Source organism: Nitrosomonas sp. Nm166 (genome assembly GCF_900112825.1).
Taxonomy (GTDB): Bacteria; Pseudomonadota; Gammaproteobacteria; order Burkholderiales; family Nitrosomonadaceae; genus Nitrosomonas.
Map to the genome: position 1 here is coordinate 24,430 of NZ_FONE01000022.1, position 24,700 is coordinate 49,129.

The 24,700-nt window shown below is 44.3% G+C and carries 21 protein-coding genes and 1 pseudogene; 14 read left to right on the forward strand and 8 right to left on the reverse strand.

The features are described 5' to 3' along the window. Positions 1–74: 74 nt before the first annotated feature. The gene (locus BM021_RS07805) at positions 75–3,002 is read left to right on the forward strand and encodes an aconitate hydratase (protein ID WP_090720480.1); all 2,928 of its coding nucleotides are present in this window, start codon (positions 75–77) and stop codon (positions 3,000–3,002) included. A 163-nt stretch (positions 3,003–3,165) separates the two neighbouring features. Here the strand turns inward: BM021_RS07805 and galU are convergent, their stop codons facing one another. The 5 genes from galU to cysD form a co-directional block, all read right to left on the reverse strand. Beyond that, complete coding sequence (gene galU / locus BM021_RS07810) at positions 3,166–4,041, reverse strand: UTP--glucose-1-phosphate uridylyltransferase GalU (RefSeq protein WP_090720481.1); 876 nt, start codon at positions 4,039–4,041, stop codon at positions 3,166–3,168. A gap of 73 nt (positions 4,042–4,114) precedes the next feature. Continuing rightward, complete coding sequence (gene galE / locus BM021_RS07815) at positions 4,115–5,140, reverse strand: UDP-glucose 4-epimerase GalE (RefSeq protein ID WP_090720482.1); 1,026 nt, start codon at positions 5,138–5,140, stop codon at positions 4,115–4,117. A 79-nt stretch (positions 5,141–5,219) separates the two neighbouring features. Beyond that, entirely contained in the window at positions 5,220–6,179 is a 960-nt protein-coding gene (locus BM021_RS07820) for an acetyltransferase (RefSeq protein ID WP_090720483.1), read from the reverse strand. 69 nt (positions 6,180–6,248) lie between these two features. Continuing rightward, positions 6,249–8,159, reverse strand: coding sequence for a sulfate adenylyltransferase subunit CysN (cysN, locus tag BM021_RS07825; RefSeq protein ID WP_090720484.1), 1,911 nt, complete (start codon positions 8,157–8,159; stop codon positions 6,249–6,251). Next, entirely contained in the window at positions 8,159–9,079 is a 921-nt protein-coding gene (gene cysD, locus BM021_RS07830; protein ID WP_177186330.1) for a sulfate adenylyltransferase subunit CysD, read from the reverse strand. Before cysD ends, cysN begins: the two co-directional genes overlap by 1 nt. A gap of 607 nt (positions 9,080–9,686) precedes the next feature. Here cysD and BM021_RS07835 point away from each other — a divergent pair. The 13 genes and pseudogenes from BM021_RS07835 to BM021_RS07900 all read left to right on the forward strand — a co-directional run bounded on the left by BM021_RS07835 (position 9,687) and on the right by BM021_RS07900 (position 21,290). Continuing rightward, positions 9,687–9,995: a hypothetical protein gene (locus BM021_RS07835; protein WP_090720485.1), complete on the forward strand. Its 309-nt coding sequence runs from the start codon at positions 9,687–9,689 to the stop codon at positions 9,993–9,995. A gap of 301 nt (positions 9,996–10,296) precedes the next feature. Beyond that, positions 10,297–10,545 carry a transposase gene (locus BM021_RS07840; RefSeq protein ID WP_177186331.1) on the forward strand — a complete coding sequence of 83 codons (249 nt, stop codon included), beginning with the start codon at positions 10,297–10,299 and terminating at the stop codon, positions 10,543–10,545. A gap of 240 nt (positions 10,546–10,785) precedes the next feature. Then, a pseudogene (locus tag BM021_RS16595) lies at positions 10,786–10,938 on the forward strand (transposase); the annotation flags it as partial. A 409-nt stretch (positions 10,939–11,347) separates the two neighbouring features. Beyond that, positions 11,348–11,809: a Fe-S cluster assembly transcriptional regulator IscR gene (gene iscR, locus BM021_RS07850; RefSeq protein WP_090720487.1), complete on the forward strand. Its 462-nt coding sequence runs from the start codon at positions 11,348–11,350 to the stop codon at positions 11,807–11,809. A gap of 128 nt (positions 11,810–11,937) precedes the next feature. Further along, positions 11,938–12,273 (forward strand): HesB/IscA family protein, encoded by a 336-nt coding sequence (locus BM021_RS07855; RefSeq protein WP_090720488.1) that lies wholly within the window; start codon positions 11,938–11,940, stop codon positions 12,271–12,273. 104 nt (positions 12,274–12,377) lie between these two features. Continuing rightward, positions 12,378–13,814 carry a Fe-S cluster assembly protein SufB gene (sufB, locus tag BM021_RS07860; RefSeq protein ID WP_090720489.1) on the forward strand — a complete coding sequence of 479 codons (1,437 nt, stop codon included), beginning with the start codon at positions 12,378–12,380 and terminating at the stop codon, positions 13,812–13,814. Then, positions 13,811–14,605, forward strand: coding sequence for a Fe-S cluster assembly ATPase SufC (gene sufC, locus BM021_RS07865; protein WP_090720490.1), 795 nt, complete (start codon positions 13,811–13,813; stop codon positions 14,603–14,605). The genes sufB and sufC overlap by 4 nt, the downstream gene beginning before the upstream one ends. Further along, positions 14,602–15,903, forward strand: coding sequence for a Fe-S cluster assembly protein SufD (gene sufD / locus BM021_RS07870; RefSeq protein WP_090720491.1), 1,302 nt, complete (start codon positions 14,602–14,604; stop codon positions 15,901–15,903). The genes sufC and sufD overlap by 4 nt, the downstream gene beginning before the upstream one ends. A 2-nt stretch (positions 15,904–15,905) precedes the next feature. Continuing rightward, on the forward strand, positions 15,906–17,165 hold the full coding sequence (locus BM021_RS07875) for a cysteine desulfurase (RefSeq protein WP_090720492.1): 1,260 nt from the start codon (positions 15,906–15,908) through the stop codon (positions 17,163–17,165). Beyond that, positions 17,166–17,645, forward strand: coding sequence for a Fe-S cluster assembly sulfur transfer protein SufU (gene sufU, locus BM021_RS07880; RefSeq protein ID WP_090720493.1), 480 nt, complete (start codon positions 17,166–17,168; stop codon positions 17,643–17,645). A gap of 37 nt (positions 17,646–17,682) precedes the next feature. Beyond that, positions 17,683–18,243: a NifU family protein gene (locus BM021_RS07885; RefSeq protein ID WP_090720494.1), complete on the forward strand. Its 561-nt coding sequence runs from the start codon at positions 17,683–17,685 to the stop codon at positions 18,241–18,243. Positions 18,244–19,142: 899 nt separating this feature from the next. Beyond that, positions 19,143–20,534 carry a c-type cytochrome gene (locus BM021_RS07895; protein ID WP_090720496.1) on the forward strand — a complete coding sequence of 464 codons (1,392 nt, stop codon included), beginning with the start codon at positions 19,143–19,145 and terminating at the stop codon, positions 20,532–20,534. A gap of 420 nt (positions 20,535–20,954) precedes the next feature. Further along, positions 20,955–21,290 (forward strand): hypothetical protein, encoded by a 336-nt coding sequence (locus BM021_RS07900; RefSeq protein ID WP_090720497.1) that lies wholly within the window; start codon positions 20,955–20,957, stop codon positions 21,288–21,290. Between the two features lie 100 nt (positions 21,291–21,390). On the opposite strand, the gene efp is transcribed toward BM021_RS07900, so the two are convergent. The 3 genes from efp to rimO form a co-directional block, all read right to left on the reverse strand. Next, complete coding sequence (gene efp / locus BM021_RS07905) at positions 21,391–21,954, reverse strand: elongation factor P (protein ID WP_090720498.1); 564 nt, start codon at positions 21,952–21,954, stop codon at positions 21,391–21,393. Between the two features lie 77 nt (positions 21,955–22,031). Beyond that, positions 22,032–23,168, reverse strand: a complete 1,137-nt coding sequence (gene earP, locus BM021_RS07910) for an elongation factor P maturation arginine rhamnosyltransferase EarP (protein ID WP_090720499.1) — start codon at positions 23,166–23,168, stop codon at positions 22,032–22,034. Positions 23,169–23,201: 33 nt separating this feature from the next. After that, entirely contained in the window at positions 23,202–24,533 is a 1,332-nt protein-coding gene (gene rimO / locus BM021_RS07915; protein WP_090720500.1) for a 30S ribosomal protein S12 methylthiotransferase RimO, read from the reverse strand. Positions 24,534–24,700: the final 167 nt, after the last annotated feature.

Here is a 24,700-nt window from a genome sequence, read left to right on the forward strand (position 1 = left end):
TGACTTTGTTCGCTCAAAAATATATATTATCGTAGAATACTTACTTATTCGCATTATTGTTCAGGGACACCATAATGAATCACAATCTATTCAATAGCCTACAGGAACTATCCCTTGCACAAGAAAAAAGTGCGAAATACTATTCAATTCCGGCCTTGGAAAAAAGCGGGGTTGGAAAAGTTTCCCGCCTTCCAGTCTCTATTCGCATCATTCTGGAATCAGTATTGCGCAATTACGACAACAAAAAAATAAACGAAGCTCATATTCGGCAATTGGCAAACTGGCAACCCCATGCTCCAAGAATTGATGAAATACCATTTGTCGTTTCGCGTATTGTTTTGCAAGACTTTACTGGCGTACCTCTTTTAGTGGATCTGGCCGCCATGCGTAGCGCAGCGATAAAATTAGGAAGAAATCCAAAATTGATAGAGCCATTGGTACCAGTGGATCTAGTAGTTGATCATTCCATTCAAGTGGACCATTACGGAACTAAAGAAGCACTCCATCGCAACATGGAAATTGAGTTTTCCCGTAACAGTGAACGCTACCAGTTTATTAAATGGGGAATGCAGGCCTTCGACACTTTCAAAGTGATACCGCCTGGAATTGGTATCGTGCACCAGGTCAATCTTGAATATCTAGCCCGCGGCGTGCATCAAAAAGACGGGCTAGTCTTTCCGGATACTTTAGTAGGTACCGACTCACATACTACAATGATTAACAGCATCGGCGTTGTCGGCTGGGGTGTTGGCGGCATTGAAGCTGAAGCCGGTATGCTGGGACAACCGGTTTATTTTCTTACGCCTGATGTAGTGGGTGTTAATTTGACAGGCCGATTACGTGAAGGCGTTACTGCAACTGATCTGGTTTTAACGATCACCGAAATGTTACGGAAAGCAAATGTAGTCGGTAAATTTGTAGAGTTCTTTGGGGAAGGAACTGCCTCATTGACATTACCTGATCGTGCCACGATAGCCAATATGGCTCCTGAATATGGCGCAACCATGGGTTTCTTTCCGATAGATGATGTCACCATCCAATATTTCAAAGATACAGGGCGCACTCAAGAAGAAATTACAGTATTCCAAGCTTATTTCCAGGCGCAGGAAATATACGGCATTCCTCGACAAGGAGATATCGACTATACACAAGAGCTAACGCTTGATTTGAGTTCAGTCTCGCCTTCGCTGGCAGGTCCCAAGCGTCCTCAAGATCGCATCGATCTCTCCGCTATTAAGTCTAAATTTACAGAACTCTTCCATAAACCTATTCAAGAAAGTGGTTATGGAAAACATAATGATGATATCTATCAACGTTATCTAACCCGTTCTTCTGCCCAAGAGCCAGTTGTTAATACTCATATTGGTTCTGTTAATATGGATGAAAATCGCGGGTCACCGCCTGGTTTACACTCTACTCATGAAACCGACGATCGCCGTTCAACACAGGAAGTTGGTCTGAAAGAACGACGGATGGTATCCCGCCACATTACTGAAATGACCAGTAACCGCCCGACTCCAAACACGGTCAGTGACTGCACTGATGAATTTAGCGGTTGCTCAGTTGAGCTAGGTCATGGCGATGTATTAATTGCCGCTATCACTTCCTGCACCAACACATCCAACCCCAGCGTGCTGATCGCGGCAGGCTTATTGGCCAAAAAAGCTGTCGAGAGAGGACTGTCGGTTAAACGTCATATCAAAACTTCACTGGCACCGGGCTCGCGTATAGTAACAAATTATTTGACCGCCACAGGGTTATTGTCTTACCTTGAACAACTTGGGTTTAATGTGGCTGGTTATGGTTGCACTACCTGTATCGGCAATACAGGGCCATTGGCTGATCCGATTGAAGAAACCATTGTGGCAAGTGATTTAGTTTGTGCTGCTGTATTATCAGGAAATCGCAATTTTGAGGCCCGGATTCACTCAAATATCCGAGCCAATTTTTTAGCTTCACCCCCATTGGTGGTAGCTTACGCCATTGTGGGTACTGTCTTAAAGGATATCACCACCGAACCTCTTGGTATCGGTAAAGACAATCAGCCTGTTTGGCTTAAGGATATCTGGCCAAGTAGTACAGAAATTCATGCATTGATGAGATTTGCCGCTAACGCAGATACTTTCCGGCAACTGTATAGCAATCTGACCAAGGATCATTTCCTGTGGAATAATATCATTTCTGTAACCGGTCAAACTTATAACTGGCCGCAATCCACCTATATTGCCGAACCTCCTTTTTTTCAGAGTTTTTCTCTGCAACCCGCGGTCTGCAATGGTTCAAATGATATCAAAAATGCCTATGCATTAGGTATTTTTGGTGATTCTGTTACTACAGACCATATCAGTCCGGCTGGCTCGATCAAAGACACTTCACCAGCTGGTCGATATTTGCAGGATAACCATGTTGTTAAGGCCGATTTTAATAGCTATGGCGCTCGGCGTGGTAACCATGAAGTGATGATGCGCGGTACATTCGCCAATGTACGCATCAAAAATCTTATGATCCCTGGGAGTGAAGGAGGTATCACCCTATATCAAGCTGACAGTGACGAACCTGTACAAATGAGTATTTATGATGTCGCCATGAAATATCAGTCCCAAGGAATTCCCACGCTAGTCTTTGGCGGTAAGGAATACGGCACAGGATCCAGTCGCGATTGGGCTGCCAAAGGAACTCAATTGTTAGGGGTCAAAGCGGTCATTGCAGTCAGCTTTGAGCGCATACACCGCAGCAATTTAATCGGCATGGGAGTTCTTCCATTACAGTTTAAAGGCAATGACAATGTTCAGTCACTCGGCATTCAAGGTAATGAACAGTTTGATATTCTGGGCTTGGATACCATCTCACCACAAAAAGATATGACCTTGGTTATCAGAGGTAAAGATGGTACCCGTAAGTCAGTTCCCCTGCTCTGCCGCATTGATACTGCTATAGAAGTGGATTATTACCGGCATGGCGGCATTCTACCTTATGTGCTCAGAGAATTGATGAATCATTAATAAACCGTAATTAATCCGTATAGCGATTTAATCTCAAGCACATAATAAATAATGATAATTTCTTAAAGAAACAATCATTCAGAAAAAATGCTATCTATCTTTTAAGAAAAAGGTTTTAAAAATGTCGATAAATATTAAGCAAACCCTTTCAGTAATATCCAGATTACTCTTTTATTAGATCGTGCAAGTAAGCTTCGAATTCCTCCTTAAGATCAGGATGCTGTAATGCGAATTCTACAGTTGCCTTTAAATAGCCAGATTTACTTCCACAATCGAACCGTTTACCCTCAAATTCATAGCCTAGAACTGTTTCTTCTTTTAATAACTTTGCAATTGCATCAGTTAACTGAATTTCATTCCCAGCTCCACGTTCTGTCTTCTCTAGAAGTTTAAAAATACGCGGTGTCAGGATATAACGACCAACTACAGCCAAATTGGAAGGCGCCTTATCGATGGGGGGTTTCTCAACAATTGCATTGACCTTTGACAAGCGCTCAGCCATTAGTGAACTATCAATAATGCCATAACGATTTGCTGTTTCGCGAGGAACTTGTTCAATTCCTAGTATTGAGCAATGATGGCGGTTATAGATATCGACCATCTGGTTTAAACATGTTCTCTCGCCAGCATCGATCAAATCATCCGCTAGCAATACCGCAAAGGGTTCATCGCCCACCACAGATTGTGCACATAACACTGCATGCCCCAATCCCAACGCTTCAGCTTGTCGAATATAGATACAATCAATATGCGATGGCAGGATGTTGCGTACAACGTCGAGCATTTCCTGATTACCGCTTGCTTCCAGCTTTGCCTCTAGCTCAAAGGCTTTATCAAAGTGATCAGGGATCGAGCTCTTGTTGCGTCCGATAATAAAAATTAACACATCAATCCCTGCAGCGACTGCCTCTTCTGCAGCAAACTGGATCAGAGGTTTATCAACAATCGGTAGCATTTCCTTTGGATTTGCCTTGGTTGCTGGCAAAAAACGCGTTCCTAATCCGGCAACAGGAAAAACAGCTTTTCTTATCGCTTTCAATGTAGATATCTCCTTAATATTAGATATAAATCAGGCTAATGCATTTACTGATAAAGCAGGAAAATAATTCAGCTCAGCTTTGATAACCCTTGGGATTGATGCTCTGCCAGTGCCAGCTACTTGCACACATCGCGTCCAGTCCCAGTTTTGCCTGCCAGCTCAGCAACTCCAGGGCGCGTTTCGGATCAGCATAGCAGGAGGCAATATCGCCGGGACGGCGTGGCGCAATCCGGTAGGGAACAGGACGTCCGCTTACCTGTTCATAAGCGCGTACCACATCCAGAACGCTATAACCTCGGCCAGTACCGAGATTTACTGTCAGACATTCAGGAAATTTATTGACTTGCGGGTTGCGTAGAGCTTCCAGCGCTTTGAGATGCCCGAGTGCCAGATCGACTACATGAATGTAATCGCGCACTCCGGTTCCATCTGGAGTTGGATAATCGTTACCCCATACATTAAGAATTTCTCTTCGTTTTACTGCAACTTGCGCTACGAAAGGCATTAAATTATTCGGTATTCCCTGGGGATCCTCACCGATCAATCCACTGTCGTGTGCGCCCACCGGATTGAAGTAGCGCAGAATGCTAATGCGAAATGTATTATCGCTGCGATAAAGATCGCGCAACATCTCTTCGACCATCCATTTGCTGCGCCCATAAGGATTGGTCGGTGCAAGCGGATGACTCTCTGTCAGCGGCAATTGAACAGGATCACCATAAACTGTAGCAGAAGAGCTGAATACCAGAGTTTTGACACCACATTCCTGCATAGCCTCAAGCAGGCGTAACGTCCCAACTACATTATTATCGTAATAAGAAAGAGGTTGCTCAACCGATTCTCCAACTGCTTTAAGACCGGCAAAGTGGATAACAGCATTGGCTTGACTTTGCTTAAGAGCAGCTACCACAGCAGCACGATCACGGCAATCGCCTTGTATTAGTTCCGGCTTTCTGCCAGTAATTTGTTCTACTCGTACCAATGCTTCAGGATTGCTGTTATAGAAATTATCAAAAACTGTCACATCAAAACCTGCGTTCAGCAATTCAACGCAAGTATGCGACCCAATATAACCAGCGCCACCGGTAACAAGAATCATGATGATAAGCCTCGACAAGAAATGATAGATTTACTCAATCACACCGAAACCTACTTAAATTTTCCAAGCTGCTGCTCAATTAATTGTGAAAGTGCTGCTTAAAATTGGTCACAAAATAATCAAGCGAATCTATTGGCAAATGGTTAATACCTGCAGCAGCTTTGCGCCCTCCCCCTGTCTCAAATTGCAAGCACAATACATCAGCCCCTTGCGGGTTTGCAAGTGAAGCTCGCACACTTACCGTATAGTTTCCAGTTTGATTACGTGTAATTACAGCATGTGCACGCCCTGGATTCTCATTGGCCAGTTTATTGGCAAAAATACCGCTTACACGTCTTGCCCATGGCGCGTCCGGCAGTAAATAAGCTGCCCCATGATCGTCACTCGTCAATGGCTCTAAAGACGCTGCCCGACTCATATCATCTTTAAATCCTGCAGCAAGTTTGGCAAAAGCAGCCGATTGAGCAATAAAATTAAAAGGATTGTTATAAGGTTTGATTTCTTCGTAGAGAGCTGCCGGATGAAAGTGAAGATCAGACAAGTTGTCGCCATAGCCGTTGTAATTCAGGTATTCACCCAAATGCGCAAGTTGTTCTATTTCCGTTTTCGAGAGCCCTGCTGAAGCCGCAAGCTGCTGGGCTTTTTGAATGAGATTATCACCAAAAGCGGCAGTAATTGCCCATAGATGAAACCTTCCTTTTAAGTGATGATCAACCAGAAGACTGGTGCATACATCGGCGGATAAATCAATGTGTGGTGTCAGATTGTGATGATGGGGTATTTCTCCGGCATGATGATGATCGAAATACTCAACGATTACACCCCACTCCAATAAGCGCATGAGTCCTTTGCGGTTACTGTCCAGAGAAATATCAAGCACTGTTACCCGATCTCCCGCACTGGCTTCTACTCGGTCCAGCAGCTTGATATCACGCTTAACGCCGGTAATCAGACTCGCGGTTGTTGGATCAGTCAGCCTTAATTGATGCAGGGCGCACAATCCATCCGCATCGCCATTAAATACATAGTAATGATTCATATTAATATGATGAGTAATTTTTATACGAGGGTTGATCAACAAGGACTCGTCGCAATGAATAAATAATAATCAAGGCTGACTCAATGCACCTGCATCAGTCAGATAATTAATAATCTGCTCAACCGCCTGTTCTGGAGTTTGAATTGTAGTATCAACGCGAATCTCTGCATTTTCTGGCATCTCATAAGGTGAATCAATGCCAGTAAAGTTTTTTAATTCTCCACGTCGCATTTTTTTGTACAACCCTTTCGGATCTCGCTGTTCAGCCACATTAATGGGCGTATCGATGAATATCTCGAAGAACTCACCTTGCTCTACCAATTCCCGTGCCATTCGCCGTTCCGAGCGAAATGGAGAGATAAAAGATACCAAAACAATTTGTCCCGCATCAACCATCAACTTGGCGACTTCGGCGATACGGCGGATATTCTCAACCCGGTCCGCATCAGTAAAACCAAGATCCTTATTAAGGCCATGGCGTACATTATCCCCATCCAGCAGATAGGTATGTTTTCCCAGCGAATAGAGCCTTTTTTCAATCAAATTGGCAATAGTCGATTTACCACTGCCAGATAATCCGGTAAACCAGAGTATGAAAGGTTTTTGCCCTTTAATGGCGGCATGCGCTCGCTTATTAATGTTAATGGCCTGCCAGTGAATGTTCTGCGACCGGCGCAAAGCAAAATGCAGCATACCTGCACCAACCGTATTATTAGTCAAGCGATCAATCAGGATAAAGCCCCCCGTATCGCGATCTTCTTTATACGGGTCAAAAGCTATCAACTGATCGGTGCCTAGATTACAAACACCGATTTCATTAAGCGCTAATTTGGTAACAGCGACATGCTCGAGCGTATTGACGTTAACCTTATATTTCAGTGCCGAAACATTGATAGTTATTGTCCTCGTTCCAATCTTCATCAAATAAGGCCTGCCGGGCAGCATCGGCTCATCCGACATCCATACGATGGTGGCTTCGAATTGATCGGCCACACCCGGCGGTGAATCGGTCGCTGCAAGAATATCACCCCGACTGATATCGATTTCATCCGCTAGTGTCAATGTGATGGATTGCCCCGAAATGGCTTGTTCAAGATCACCGTCACTGGTCACAATACGTGCCACACGACTCTCCCTGCCCGATGGCAACACACGAACAGAATCGCCAGGCTTGATGCTGCCACGGACAACAATACCTGAGTAGCCGCGAAAATCCAGATTAGGACGATTTACCCATTGTACAGGCATGCGAAAAACACCGGATTCCTCAGCCACGTTCTCTACCTGAATGTTCTCCAGATATCCCATCAATGTCTCTCCCTGATACCACGGCGTATTTGAACTGAATTCGGTAATATTATCGCCTTTCAGAGCAGACATAGGGATTGTCACGATATTCTGCAGCCCTACTTCTTTTGCAAAAGCGCGATAATCCTGATCAATCTGGTTATAAATTTCTTCCGAATAACCCACCATATCCAGCTTATTAATTGCCAGCACCACATGACGAATCCCTATTAACGATACCAGATAACTATGCCGCCGAGTCTGCGTCAATACTCCTTTGCGTGCATCAATAAGAATAATAGCAACATCTGCCGTTGAAGCACCGGTGATCATATTGCGCGTATACTGCTCATGTCCGGGAGTATCCGCTACGATAAATTTTCTTTTATCCGTCGAAAAAAAGCGATATGCCACATCAATGGTAATACCCTGCTCACGCTCTGCCGCAAGTCCATCCACCAACAGTGCAAAATCCAGATCACCTGCTTGTGTACCAACTTTTTTTGAATCCATTTCCAACTGAGTCAGTTGGTCTTCAAATAACATTTTTGACTCGTACAGCATTCGGCCGATCAGTGTACTTTTCCCGTCATCAACACTGCCGCAAGTGATAAAACGAAGCAAGCTCTTGTTTTCATGAGATTTCAAATAGAGCTCGATATCTTCAGCAATCAAACTAGATACATGCGCCATTAGAAGTAACCCTCCTGTTTCTTTTTCTCCATTGAACCTGCAGAATCGTGGTCGATTAGTCGGCCTTGCCGTTCAGATGTTTTTGTAAGCAGCATTTCCTGAATGATCGCCGTCAGAGAACTCGCCTCACTCTCAATTGCCCCAGTTAATGGATAACAACCGAGGGTACGAAAACGTACTTTCTTGATCATTGGAACTTCTCCCATTTTCATAGGCAAACGATCATCATCCACCATAATTAATGTGCCATCACGTTCCACAACAGGACGCTCTTTAGCAAAATACAGCGGTACGATAGGAATATTATTCAAATAAATATATTGCCAGATATCGAGCTCGGTCCAATTGGACAAAGGAAACACTCGAATGCTCTCACCCTTATTTTTACGAGTGTTATACAGCCGCCAGAGTTCAGGGCGCTGCAGCTTGGGATCCCAGCGATGTTGCGCCGACCGAATTGAAAAGATGCGCTCCTTGGCACGCGACTTTTCCTCGTCCCGTCGCGCTCCCCCGAATGCCACATCAAAACCGTATTTATCCAGTGCCTGCTTCAATCCTTCTGTCTTCCAGATATCCGTATGAACTGCAGAACCATGTGTAAATGGATTAATACTTTTTTCAATTCCGTAAGGGTTGATATATACAATCAAATCCAGCCCGAGCTTTTTCGCCATCACATCACGAAACTGAATCATTTCTTTGAATTTCCACGTTGTATCCACATGCAGCAATGGAAAAGGCGGCTTCGATGGATAAAAGGCTTTCACTGCAAGATGTAGCATTACCGCACTGTCTTTGCCGATAGAGTAAAGCATCACCGGATGCTCGCACTCCGCAACAACCTCCCGCATGATTTGAATACTCTCCGCTTCAAGGCGCTGTAAGTGTGTCAACATGATAAATGATTCCTTATCCTTCATTATTAGAACGAGAGTTATGTTAATACAGTTCTGAATTTCCCTTACTGCGAAATAAACTATTTTATCTCTGCAATCTTATTTTTGTTATGACACTGAGGAGAAAACTTGTGAACCATTAAGGCTTGCAACCTTAGCTTTTGCAGTTAAAATAACTGATTGGCCTAGGCTTGATTGTTAGCTTCTCTAATCGAGAACTTCAAACATTATACAAAAAAGAAAAGGCAGAAAATCACTTGCAATTGCCCATTACTCTATCAATTGCTTGCTCATTCCACCCAATATTGTAGCCCCATAATAATATCATTGTCAGAGACAGTATTATTAATTAAATAACATACTGTAAGAATCAGCCTGAGAAAATCCGGATACCATGAATTCTATTGGATGAAACACAGATATATGCTGAGATCTCCCTAAGTCTCCGATTATAAAGAAGGCTGTGCGAACGCTCGCAGGACGGGAGGAAAGCCCGACGTTGGCCATCATCGACGCGCAGTCTGTAGAAAACCGGCCCGCATGCGCGCGGCGACGTTGGCTCTGACGCCGGCAAGAGCGTGAAGGGACGCAAGCGCCATATCGTCGTCGATATTTAGTGCTCAAGGCCGAGATGCATTTTTGCAGGAATACAAGACCGCGACGGTACGGCTTTGATGCTGGAAAAATTACAGCACGGTTTCCGTTCATCGAAAAAATCATGGCCGATGGCAGATATGCAGGGCCAATAGCCCAGGAAAACAGGCCGCGCCCGCTTGAAATCGTTAAGCGTTCCAACCAATGCTGCTCAGGGCTTTATCATGTTACCGAAATGATGGGTTGTAGAACGAACTTCCGCATGGCTGCGGCATCAACCGCAGACTTGCAAGGGACTTTGAAAAACACGCCAGAACCACCGTGGCCTTCATTTTCACAGCTATGATCAAACTCATGTCTCGCAGGATCGCTCGGTATGTCAATTTTTAAAACAGACTCTAAGACTTGGCTGTAACTTCTTCCAACCAATCAGCGCATCAATCTTCACTAAAAATTTGTTTGCAAAACTCAAGTAATTATAGAAAGATGGATATTTTATTATTTCACATAGAAAGAAAATTGTACCCAACAGATCTAACTAAACCTCAATGGGAGCGGCGCCAAACGCTATTGATAACAAGGAATAGCTTGGGGCCTATGGGTGGGCGTCCACCTAAACAAGACGTACGGCGAGAAGTGATGCGATCTTGTATGTGCTAAAGACAGGTTGTCAGTGGCGTCAATTATCCAAGGATTTTGGGCATTGGAATCAGGTATATGCTTGTTTTAGACGTTGGCAGCTAGCCGGAGTATGTGAGTGTTCTGCAAGCCTGCGTGAAGAAGAACGATTGCAGGTTGGTAAAAAACCGACACCGAAGGTTGGCATTATTGACTCTCAGTCGGTTAAAACGACCTTAAAAGGGGGCAGCGCGGCTATGATGCGGCAGGGAAATTAAAGGACGCAAACGCCACATTGCGGTAGATACACTGGGTTTGCTATTGGCGGTGTGGTGCATTCGGCAGGCATTCAAGATCGGGTTGGTATCAGGGCTGTACTGATTCGGTTGCATAGCACATTAGCCGGGATTCAAACGATTTTTGTTGATGGTGGTTACAGCGGAAAGCTTCTGATTTGGGGAATGGCTATGTTTAAGTGGTTGTTGCGGGTGATCAAATGAAATGAAGCTCATACGTTCAGAGTTTTAATAAAACGTTGGGTCGTTGAACGCAGCTTTGCCTGGCTCAATCATTCCCGACGTTTATGTAAAGATCATGAAATCTTGCCTGCATCTTTGGAAGTGTGGATTCAAATTGCCTTCGTTCAATTGCTTCTGCGACGACGTTATTAGTTTTGCAAATAGGTTCTAAGAGCTGTCTTGCCTCAGGCATTGCGCCAATTCTATCGACCCAAAACTCATCTGCATCTTCTCGCTCCAACTGTCTTTTGCTTAACGCTATTTTAGTTGTTTGTTTGGCTAATGGGAGAAGTTGTGCAGGAGTCCTAAGTTTTACTTTTCTGCTTCACAAAAACCTAAAAACTGTCATGTAGAAATTCTGCCAATGCCACAGCGGAATTTTTTTAGGGTGTTCAAATTTTTTTAATTATAATCAAACACTTATTTATCATTATTAGCGACTCAATTCTATTAGTTGACTAAATCAATCAGGTATTGTATAGTTGACTAAATCAATCAGGTATTTTCAGTTTAACTATTAGCTTTTATATTTATTTTGTCCGATTTTTAGAAGGAATTGACTATGCGATTAACAACAAAAGGTAGATTTGCAGTAACCGCCCTACTTGATCTTGCTTTGCAACAAACTAGCCATCCGGTAACTTTAGCGGATATCAGCCAGCGGCAAAAGATTTCGCTATCTTATTTAGAACAATTATTTGCAAAACTACGCCAATCCGAACTCGTTGATAGTGTACGTGGCCCTGGTGGTGGTTATTGTCTTGCTAAAGATTTGGATAAAGTATCTATTGCTGACATTATTCTTGCTGTTGATGAGCCAATTGATGCAACACAATGTGGTGGCAAAGAAAACTGCCATAACGATAGCAAATGTATGACTCATGATTTATGGGCAAAATTAAATGACTTAATTTTTGAATATCTGGGCGCGGTAACACTGAAAGAACTGGTTGATAACCAGAAGAATCAACAGCATGCTGAAATTATACCGTTGATTGATATGCGCAAAACCAGTATGGCGTAAATCAGGCATCTATGTGATTACAGAACAATTTTATTAAGCCTGCTGTCAAACAGGCTTATACATTGAATTGTAGATAAGCATTTCTAGATTGTACGAAAGAAATTAATAGATTTGTTTTAGTGAGTACCATGTCAATTACATTAACTGAAAACGCCGCAAAACATATTCAGCAACAGCTTGCCAAGCGGGGTAAGGGGCTTGCGTTCCGAGTCGGAATTAAGAAATCAGGCTGCTCAGGATTCTCATATACTTTTGATTATGCTGATGAAGTTAAATCTGATGATCAGTTATTTGAATCGCATAAAACCAAAATTGTTGTAGATGCAGACAGCCTACCTTATCTGAATGGATCTCAAATTGATTTTACGAAGGAAGGTCTCAACAGTTCTTTCAAGTTTATCAATCCTAATATTGATAACACATGTGGTTGTGGAGATAGTTTCAGCGTAAAAGAGAAGATTTAACTAATAACAGCTTCGATTACAACCTTTTTAATTTTTTGGGTAATCTGACTGTGGGGCAGGTTAAAATATCTGCTTCAAACTAAAGATATTAAAAGGAACAAACAATGAGCGCAGTATTGCAAAGCCTGGTTAACCAACCATATAAACATGGCTTCGTTACTGAAATTGAGTCCGACATTGCACCTAAAGGACTGAATGAAGAAATCATCCGACTAATCTCGGCAAAGAAAAATGAACCCGAATGGTTGTTGTCATTTCGCTTAAAAGCCTATCAGAAATGGCTGACAATGACTGAACCAAAATGGCAGAACGTTCAATATCCGAAAATTGATTTTCAGGAAATCAGCTATTATTCAGCACCGAAACCAAAGAAGAAATTAGCCAGTATGGATGAAGTCGATCCTGAACTATTACGTACATTTGAGAAGCTCGGCGTGCCTATGCACGAACGCGCGGCACTCGCCGGTGTGGCTGTCGATGTTATCTTTGACAGTGTTTCAGTGGCGACCACTTACAAGCAAAAACTTGCTGAAGTGGGTATTATTTTCTGTTCCATTTCAGAAGCGGTACAAGCACACCCCGAACTCATACAGAAATATTTAGGATCTGTTGTTCCAGTCGGTGATAATTACTTTGCAGCTTTGAACTCTGCTGTATTTACCGATGGCTCCTTCTGTTTCATTCCGAAGGGTGTGAAATGTCCTATGGATCTATCCACCTATTTCCGCATCAATACGGAAGGATCCGGGCAATTTGAACGGACTCTGATTATTGCTGAAGAAGGGGCATCCGTTTCCTATCTGGAAGGTTGTACCGCACCCCGATTTGATACTAATCAATTGCACGCAGCCGTTGTTGAGCTGATCGCTTTAGATAATGCGGAAATTAAATATTCAACTGTCCAGAACTGGTATGCCGGTGATGAGAATGGCGTTGGCGGCATATATAATTTTGTCACTAAACGAGGGTTAGCAAAAGGCGTTAACTCCAGAATCTCCTGGACACAAGTGGAAACTGGCTCTGCAATTACCTGGAAATACCCATCCTGCATTCTGCGCGGAGATAATTCTGTCGGAGAATTTTATTCAGTTGCTGTTACCAATAATTATCAGCAGGCTGATACCGGCACAAAAATGATTCATCTGGGGAAAAATACGCGTAGCACTATCGTCAGTAAAGGTATTTCTGCAGGACATTCGAATAGCAGCTATCGTGGCCTTGTACGCATCGCTCCAACTGCAGAGGGTGCGAGAAACTACTCGCAATGCGATTCCATGCTGATCGGTGATCAATGCGGTGCACATACGTTTCCGTATATTCAAGTGCAAAATAACAGTGCAAAAGTTGAGCACGAAGCATCTACTTCTAAAATTGGCGAAGATCAGCTTTTTTATTTCTCCCAGCGCGGCATTGATGCAGAAGAAGCAGTTTCGATGATTATCAATGGATTTTGTAAAGATGTGTTTCAGCAATTACCGATGGAATTTGCTGTTGAAGCCACGAAACTTTTGAGTTTCAAGCTGGAGGGAAGTGTTGGATGATTGATAAAAATAGTACAACCATTCTTTCTGTTCAAGGACTGCGTGCCAGCATCAATGGCACCGAAATTTTGAAAGGCATTGATCTCACAGTGAAAAGTGGAGAAATACATGCCATCATGGGCTTAAATGGATCAGGCAAAAGCACTTTTGCCAAAGTATTAGCTGGCCATTCGGCTTATGAAGTCACCGGTGGATCTGTTCAATTTGAAGGTAAAAACTTATTGGAATTACCCCCTGAAGAACGCGCTCGTGCCGGGTTATTTTTGGCTTTCCAATATCCCATTGAAATCCCTGGCGTGGCTAATACGCAATTTCTTCGACTCGCTTACAATACCGTACAAGCACAGCGCGGCAAAGAAGAGTTGGATCCTCTAGAATTTGATGACTTTGTGCGCGAGAAAATGAAACTACTGGAAATGAAACCTGATTTCCTGGAACGTAGCGTTAATGAAGGGTTTTCTGGCGGTGAAAAAAAACGCAATGAAATTTTACAGATGGCCTTACTGGAACCTAGGCTGAGCATTCTGGATGAAACGGATTCGGGATTGGATATTGATGCACTTAAAATTGTTGCCAATGGCGTCAATCAGCTCGCCAATAAAAACAATGCAACAATTCTAGTCACTCATTATCAACGCTTGCTGAATTATATCGTACCTGATTTTGTGCATGTCATGCAGGCAGGACGCATCGTTATGACGGGCGGCAAGGAATTGGCACTAGAATTGGAAACACGGGGTTATGACTGGATCAATACAAACAAGCAATCCGTTGCCGGGGTTACTGCATGAGTGAAATAGTCAATACTGATTATCTCCAATGCCTGCTTAAATCATGGTCGGTAAAATCAGCCGAATCGCAGTCTTGGTTGAACCAATTACGCGCTCAAGCCATTGACCGTGTGAGTACGCAAAAACTACCAACTCGGCGTGATGAAGAATGGCGCTTTACAGATATTTCTCCATTAGCCCGTCTGCCTTATCAGTCGTCACAGCCGCAATACGATCTGCAATTGCATGATATTGAGCACTTATTCCTGGATGAAGCAAAGAATCGCCTAGTGTTTATTGATGGCCATTATTCCCCGCAATTGTCGACGATTACGGACGACAAAGCACTTGTGATTGGCAACTTGCCCGAGTTCTTATCAGCAGAAGGATCGATTCTGCAATCTCACCTGGGGCAATATGCTCAATTTGACGACAATGTATTTACTGCATTGAATACCGCATTCCTACGTGATGGCGCATTGATACATGTTCCAAAGAACATTCTTATCGCTGAGCCCATTCACCTGCTGTTTATCGCCACACAAAATGAAGTCACCAGCTATCCGCGCTGCTTATTGATCGGTGAAACCGGCAGTCAGGTAACCATTATTGAAGATTATGTAGCCCTTCAGCAAGCAGCCTATATCACCAATTCAGTGACGGAAATCAGCCTGGCCGCCAGTGCGCACGCCAGTCACATTCGAATCCAGCGTGAAAGCACGCAGGCTTTTCATCTGGCAAATTGCGCAGTGTCATTGGCACATGCGAGCAATTATCAGTCTGTCAGCATTTCATTGGGATCGCAGATTTCCCGCTATAACCTGGATGTTCGGTTAACTGATGAAGCTGCAGAATGCGTCATTGATGGACTCACTCTGATTTCAGATCGTCAACTGGCGGATACACATACTTGTATCGACCATCTTAAGCCGAATGGCACCAGCCATCAGCAACATAAATGTATTGTCGATGATGCAGCCCATGCCGTGTTTAATGGAAAAATCATTGTGCGTCCTCATGCGCAGCGCACTAACTCATCGCAATCCAGTCGTAACCTGCTACTCAGCAGAGCAGCACAGATAGATACCAAACCGCAACTGGAAATTTTTGCTGATGATGTCAAATGCGCACATGGTGCTACGGTTGGGCAACTGGATCCAGAAGAAATTTTTTATCTGGAAAGCCGTGGCTTATCAGAGATGGCTGCACGGAATCTACTCACTTACGCATTTGGTGCAGAAATTATCAGCCGTATCCCTGTCACTTCGCTTAAGCGGCAATTGGAACAAACCGTTCTTAATCAGACTCAAAGTAAATAATTATGAATCCAGCTCATGTTTCTCTGAAGTCTGAAATTTCTTCCGGTCTCGATTGGGAAAGAATTCGTGCCGACTTCCCTATTCTTAACCTCAAGATCGACGGTAAACCACTTGTCTATCTTGACAATGCTGCGTCCAGCCAAATGCCGCAGCAAGTCATTGACCGCCTGGTGCAATATCAGACTACGCAGCATGCGAATATTAATCGCGCCGTTCATTACTTATCCGAAGTTGCCACGACCGAATATCACAATGCACGCTGCAAATTGCAACAATTCATCAATGCACGGGAAGACCGGGAAATTATCTTTACCAGCGGCACAACCGATTCCATCAATCTGGTCATGCACGGTTATGGACGCAAATTTATCAAAACTGGCGATGAAATCATCCTGACCACTTTGGAACATCATTCCAATATCGTGCCGTGGCAGATGCTGGCCAATGAGAAAGATGCAAAAATCCGTGTCGTTCCGATCAATGACAAGGGCGAACTGGAAGTTGATGAATATGAAAAACTGTTTAACGAGCGCACCAAGTTTGTTGGCTTAATTCATGTATCCAATGCGCTGGGCACCATCAATCCCATCAAGAGAATGATTGATTTCGCACATCAACACGGAGTCCCTGTTCTGATTGATGGCGCACAGGCAGCACCTCATCTTACCGTTGATGTGCAAGCGCTCGATTGCGATTTTTATGCTTTCTCTGCGCATAAACTCTGCGGTCCAACCGGTGTGGGCATTCTTTACGGCAAGGCGGCTTTACTTGAATCAATGCAACCCTTCAAAGGGGGTGGCGACATGATTGCTTCCGTCACATTTGAGAAAACAATCTACAACACCATTCCGCATAAATTTGAAGCCGGCACGCCACCTATTGCCGCTGCGATTGGTTTTGGCGCTGCCATTGATTACTTGACGGCCATTGGCATCGAAAGTATTGCTGCATATGAATCCAGCTTACTGGCTTATGCAACTGAACGCCTCAGTGAAATGTCGGGTGTTAAGATCATCGGTACGGCTGCAGCAAAAACGGCTGTCATTTCCTTTGCCATCGATGGCATTCATCCGCATGATATCGGTACCATCCTGAATCAGGACGGCATTGCAGTTCGCACCGGACATCATTGCGCACAACCTGTGATGCAGTACTTCAATGTACCGGCCACTTCCCGCGCCTCATTTGCCTTCTACAATAAGAAAACAGAAATTGATGCCTTGGTAGCAGGCATTAAAACTGTCCAAAAGGTTTTTCTATAAATGCACGCCAATTCCCTATATCAGGAGGTCATACTCGACCATAACAGGAAACCCCGCAATTATGGCAAACTGGATCACGCCAGCCATCAGGCTGTAGGCCACAATCCGTTATGCGGTGACCGCCTGGATATTACCCTGCAACTTGAAAATGAGCAGATCAATAACATCGCATTTCAAGGTGAATCCTGCGCAATCTGCAAGGCATCCGCCTCAATGATGACGGCTGCCGTCAAAGGAAAGTCCCGTTTGGATGCAGAAACACTCATTCATGAGTTTCGTGACTTAGCCACTGGTAAACTAGATATCAATCTCCCGCATCACCTTGGACGGTTGACAGTTTTTTCCGGTATACGTGATCTCCCAACGCGCGTTAAATGTGCAATTTTGCCGTGGCATACATTACATGCTGCACTCAATTCAATTAGCAGCGCGTCGACTGAAGCCGATAATGATCCAGCGCAAGCAGTATCGAGTAAATAATCTAAGTTTGATAAAGTAACTACTCATAAAAACTAAAATGCCCAAAATTGCTGATATTGAAGGAACCCCTAACAAAAATGCTTTGAAATTCATCCTCAAAGAACCTCTAACCTGGGGTATTGCGCGATCTTACGATAATGCCGAAGCCGCTAAAGATGACCCGCTAGCTTCTGCGTTGTTCGATATTGATCACGTCACGAATGTTTTTTACATCGATCACTGGATCACCATCACCCAAGATGGTGAGGCCAACTGGCAAGATCTGGCACGCGAAATTGCCGATCCTATCCGTGCAGCCCCTGCTGCCTCGGCGCAATCTGCCGAAACGGTAGCTGCTGCCAACAATGTGCTTGCTGACTTAAGTCCGGAAGATCAATTGCGCCTGGAAAAAATCAATATCATGCTGGATGAAGAAGTACGTCCCTATCTGCAGCACGACGGCGGTGATCTGCATATATTAGGACTCGAAGGCAACATCCTGCGCATCCATTACCAAGGAGCATGTGGCACTTGTCCCAGTTCCATATCAGGCACCCTCAGAGGGATTGAAAATATGCTAAAAACCATCGAACCTGACATCCGGGTCATTGCCAGTTAAGATTCAGAAGATTTTCGAATTAATCATCAGAAGATGCTGATGACAGTCAGCATCAGCTTTTTAACCAATGCAACAAAGTGAAAGTCAATCCCGTGAAAATAACAAAATTGCGTTAATTTTCCCCACCAGAACATTCAATTCTCTGTAATCCCAATTCAAATTCAAATTAGACTTAAGCTGAGAAGGAAATCACTTCACAAATAATTCAGATAAAGTAGCTATACTCTACCTGTGCCTTTGAAAATGGAGTATTCTCAGGTTTGTCAGCTGTTTAGTATTTTGATGGCTCTTAATGGTATTTGTCTTTGTATTATCGTCAGGAAATTCTGCTTTTATGAGAGCAACTGACCTGCAACTTCCTTAGAAAGGAGATGAGAATCACAATCATGAAAAGCGACTTCCGCCAGCGCTACACGCATTGCTAGAAGCATGTCTTGAAAGAAAAACCACAAACACTAAAGCTCTGGCAACATACCTATGCCGCTCACCCGCAACCATTCGCACTCAATTCCAGCGAATTCTAATATTTATGAATGTACACTGCAGATATGAGGCATTGCGAACAGCAGAAGAAAAAGGATTGATCCGCAAAAGCGGAGATGAGCTGACTATCTAGCCATGAATTTGCGATCAATAATGTTTCATATTGATCCGAAAGGCCAGTAAGCGTTTTTCTAACTCCAGTTTTTTTGGAGAATCCCATCCCCTTGGGACGGAGTTCTTCATTTCTGTTTTTTGGTAAATTATCAAATGTGATCAATAGCATAACAAGGTATAACCACAATTATCTTGGCGTTGTTTTTTGTGTTCTGCTATTTAATAATGATTAGGTGGATGTAATTAAGCCACAATTATCTCTTCAATTATTTGGTGTTATTTCACTTACACGAGGAGGCTGCATGAAATCTACTGAACCACTTATCAAGAATAGCAGTAAGAAGGCGTTGGTTATAGGCAGCATATCTGGTAATAAGTATTTAGAGGAAAATCGTATCATCACTCGGATCGCTATTGTATTTGCCCTTGCGATGGTTTTTGCCATTTTAGGAACCGCCCCGGTAAGTTGGGCGGAGGAGCGAGCTACTACCTCTGGCGATAACGAACAGAAGCACCATGGCAGGAAACACCCTATTCTACCTGACAGGCCTCATGTTTCCTATGAGGACGAACAGGAGCATCTTGATGGACAAGCAATTTTTCGCTTCGACACCTTCGGCGACGAGCAATTATGGACCGACGTGTTGCGGATGCATGAGGTAATTGCAACGGTCAATCCGGCGACTGCATTGGCTGTCGGCCTCAAGGTCGATGTCGAGGCCTTGCCGCAGGAAATTGTCGCAGCGCTTCGGGCAGGTCAGGTTGATCTGACAGATCCCGCAGTGACAGTGGAACTGCTGCGCCTGAATGCAGTGGTCGGGGTGAAGGGCAGTATCAACGAAATAGGGCAACCCATGAAAGTGGGCATAACCTGTGCGCTATGCCACTCCTCTGTTGACAACTCACTCGCACCGGGCATTGGCAAGCGGCTCGACGGATGGGCCAATACCGACTTGAACGTCGGTGCTATCATTGCCCTGTCGCCAGCGCTGGACGAGGCGACGAAGGCAGAGTTCAACAGCTGGGGTCCGGGTATGTACGATCCGCGGCACCACTACTTTGACGGTACCAACATCATTCCGCTCAATAGTCCGTCCCTGCCGGTTGTCATTCCACCAATTTACGGATTGAAGGGTGTCGGCTTCGAAACATACACAGCAGATGGACGCATCTCTTATTGGAACAGCTACGTTGGCGTAGGACAGATGGGCGGCCATGGAAGCTTTAGCGATCCGCGTATCAACATCACCATTACGCAGACCCCTGATCTGGTCTCACCGAAGCTACCGGCCCTGCTTAATTATCAATTGAGCTTGCAGCCTCCAGAGGCTCCAGAGAAAAGCTTCGATCAAGCAGCTGCTCATCGAGGCAAGTATCTGTTCCATAACGAAGCTGGCTGCGCCACTTGCCATCAATCGCCGAACTTCACTGACGTACGGCGCGGTCCAGATCGGGACGTACCACTCTTGCATGACCCGTCCGAAGTTGGCACAGACCCGAGATACGCCATGCGAACCGCTAACAAGAAATACCGAACGACACCATTGCGAGGACTCCTGCAGCATCCGCCCTATTTTCATGATGGAAGCGCACGAGATCTCCCTGCGGTGGTCAACCATTATGACAGGCATTTCGGGTTGAATCTGACAACGACGCAGAAAGCAGATCTTGTGGAATATCTCAAATCGCTGTGACAGCGTAGTAAGAGTTAGAGCGCTAACACGCAAACGGCGGCTCCATTCACAAGGAGTCGCCGTCATCGAGGCAGAGTTATGAAATACAACTTTCTCGTGAGAGCTGCGAACGGTGTATTGATTTACCTATTCTCTGGTACTCTGAATTAATCAGATGCCATATATCTCTTATCTCTTACTCTTGACATACCAGTCAGAGCATATAGCTGTTTTTGATTTTTCTAGTGCTGAGGGATAAAAATTGTATGCATTTGCAGTATTGTTTGCTTATTTGCTCTCCCTTATTATTGTTTTGCAATAAGAAAAATTGGTTTAAACCATTGCTTCAATTTCGCTTTAGGTGACGATCTTGAACATTGATCTTGAAGCTTATGTATTTTTTTGACTCAATAATGCACCTGAACTTTTTGGAGGTTGTCTATGGAAGCTCGAACAATTCGCATTTTCTGGCGCAATGCTCATACTGGATGGTTCAACTTTAATTGGAATGGTGTAATCACACCAAACTCCGTCGTACACATCTCGGCGTGTGAATGTATCTTCCCAGAGGGGAGCATCTTCGGGGCAGAAGGCGTAATAAGACATCGTGGTGAGGCACCAATCTGGATAAAAAATGTTAGGCCGCATGGTCCCAACCCTGGTGATTCGATAACAGGCGGGGTCGAATTTTTTCTGCAAATTGACTGGGAAGCCCCCCTTAATATCGCTACGGATATCACAGTCCTCGGTGAGCCCGAGAACAAGATAATCGTTTAAATTGTTATGGCCTCTAGACTAGGAGATACAATCTGTTAGTCTAGAGCCAAATAAAAAGTCGGCTTATACCGCTCTTTTAAGTTCGGTTATGTATCAAATCTCAAATCCGCTTTCTAAACTCGTGGTTATGCGGATCAATTTCAATCTTATCGCCAATCTCCACAAAAGCTGCCACCTGAATTTCAAATCCTGTTCCCGAAAGGCGGGCTGGTTTCATGATTTTACCAGTGGTATCCCCTCTTACCGCAGGCTCGGTGTATTCAACTTCGCGTACGATCGTATTCGGTAATTCAACGGAAATCGCTTTGCCATCATAAAAAGTCACTTGACAGACATCTTCCATCCCGTCCATTAGATAGTTCAGAACATCTGACATATTGTCGGCTTCCACTTCGATCTGGTTATAATCGGCATCCATAAAAACATACAGCGGATCAGAAAAATAGCTATAGGTGCATTCTTTTTTATCCAGAACCACCACATCGAATTTTTCATCCGCCTTGTAGACAGTTTCTGTCGTGGTGCTGGAAAACAGATTCTTCAGCTTCATTTTAACCACAGATGCATTACGGCCAGATTTGGTAAATTCTGCCCGTTGCACGACCATGGGATCATTACCAACCATTACGACGTTACCTGAGCGTAGTTCCATTGCGGTTTTCATAGTTCAAATTCCAAAATTAAGTTATCACAAAATTGATGTTGTTTTATTTACGATGCATCAAATTCAAAAGCAGCGAATTATAGCCGATTTTCAGCAAAACTCACCAGATTGGATGCCAAGTCATCTTGTTTCAGGAGCTGGTTGACCCAGTTCTTATTATGCTGCCTCAAAGACTCTCGGAAAGAGAAGAAGTTCACCCAGATAGCGCTATTGATCGCGCTCCTGCCATTCCAGCTATTCCACATCTCGCGCACTGCAGTCGCCATATCCGCTGACATACCGGCAGTGTACAAATCAAGAAATGCATCCAGTTTTTTCCAATGTGCAACTTCCGTTTGCGGATAAATATTCCAGACGAAGGGATTGGCTGCCCATTGGGCACGTACAAAGGAATCTTCGCCGCGCACAAAATTAATATCACAACTCCAAAGCAGCCGGTCATAATCAGACTGTTCCATAAATGGAATGATCTGAATGGTTAGTTGCTGATATTTGATCAATCCCTTGGTCGGCAATGATATATGAGCGAATAGCGATACAATGTGCTCAGCCACCCTTCCCTCTGGCACAATTAATAAAATCGGCTCGGAAAATTCTGAAAATATATGGATCAGCTCTTTGACCGAAACTGCATCGTAACAAAACAATGATACGCGTATCTCACCTGCTTTGCGCTCAAGTAAGCCCTTGCGTTGCAAAAATGCATGTTCTGCTGCTGTGTCAAAGAAATTTCTTTGCGCAATCAAATCCTGTTCACGCAGCAATCCACCGGTGCCTTGCACAAAACCGGGGAAAAAGCATGTTTTGATTAACGGAAGGCGTGGATGCGGCGACGGCAGCGCATGATATTGAGCCACCCAAGGTTCAGCGCTGAGATATTCCAGATTAATCCAAACCGGCTGCTTTTTCTTCTGTACCATTGCCTGCACGTAGCACTCAGGCAATTCACAGGCAAACGCTTCAATGATGACTTCTGCAGGCTCAACTTCTGAGAACATCTGCTGCCAGCAGCAAATTTCAATATCATATACCATTTGGCGCTCGAGATTTGGATCAATGGCTGGTGCAATCCAGGAAAAACTGGCCAGATCGTCAATCCATAACCGCACCAGCTGGTGATGCTCATGCGTCAGTTGTCTGGCTAAACGCCAGCAGACGCCGATATCGCCAAAATTATCGATAATCGTGCAAAAAATATCCCAGCGGCGCTGCATGGTATTGATGGAAATTTGGAAACTGAGCTTATCCTAAATCATTGTGGCAAAAAGATCATGTGCATCTGAATCGGTGATTTCAACTTCAATAAAATCGCCGGGTTGTGCATTGACGGCATTTTCCACATAAACCAGCCCATCGATTTCTGGCGCATCAGCGCTACTTCTGGCAATCATCTCGTCCTCAGTCAGTTCGTCAATCATTACGGTCATTCTTTGACCTATTTTTTCTGCCAAGCGCTGGCGGCTGATTTCTTCCTGCAATTGCATAAAGCGTTCACGGCGATCTTCCTTGAGCTCTTCCGGTACAGGATCGAGTAACTGATTGGCTGCCGCGCCTTCCACCGGTGAATAAGCAAAACATCCGACGCGATCCAGTTGAGCTTCCCGCAAGAAATCTAATAATTCTTCAAATTCCGCTTCGGTTTCACCGGGGAAACCCACGATGAAGGTACTGCGCAATGTGATCTCAGGACAGATCTTTCGCCATTGCTGGATACGCGCCAGATTATTCTCGGCATTGGCTGGTCGTTTCATGGCTTTCAGGATACGTGGATTGGCGTGCTGAAATGGCACATCCAGATAAGGCAGTATTTTGCCTTCCGCCATAAGTGGAATCACATCATCCACATGCGGATAGGGGTAGACATAATGCAATCGCACCCACACCCCTAATGTACCTAAAGCCTGTGCGAGCTCGGTCAGCCGGGTCTTAATCGGTGTGCCTTGCCAGAAGCCGGTGCGATATTTCACGTCAACGCCGTAAGCGCTAGTATCCTGAGAAATAATTAACAATTCCTTCACACCAGCATTAACCAGATGTTCCGCTTCCTGCATGACCTGATGAATTGGTCGACTTACCAAATCACCGCGCATTGAAGGGATGATACAAAACGTGCAGCGATGATTGCAGCCCTCAGAAATTTTTACATACGCGTAATGTTTGGGTGTCAGCCGGATTCCCTGCGGCGGTATCAGACTGGTATAAGGATCATGGGGTTGCGGCAAATGCGTATGGATTGCGGACATGACTTCCGGCAGTGCATGGGGTCCGGTAACAGCCAATACCTGAGGATGGGCTTTTTTTACCACATCTCCATCCTCCTTGGCACCCAAACAGCCAGTGACAATGACTTTACCGTTTTCAGCTAACGCTTCGCCGATCGCATCCAGTGATTCCTCAACGGCACTATCAATAAAACCGCAGGTATTCACCACCACCAAATCGGCATCTTCATACGAAGGGGATATTTCATAACCCTCAGCCCGTAACTGTGTCAGAATTTGCTCGGAATCAACCAGTGCTTTTGGGCAACCTAAGGAAATAAAACCAACTTTTTGTGCAATATGTTTAGATGATGACATGTAGTTAAAAAGGATAAAGGTATTAAATTAAGTAAATGTTGAATTTTATCTGATATGGGAGTGCAATTTTTATTTTGAGTCCGAAAAGGTGTTGTTTAAAATAATTTTATGAGAACATGTTAAGAGAAAGATAAATTCTGCCGCATGCCCTGATATTTAATGATTGG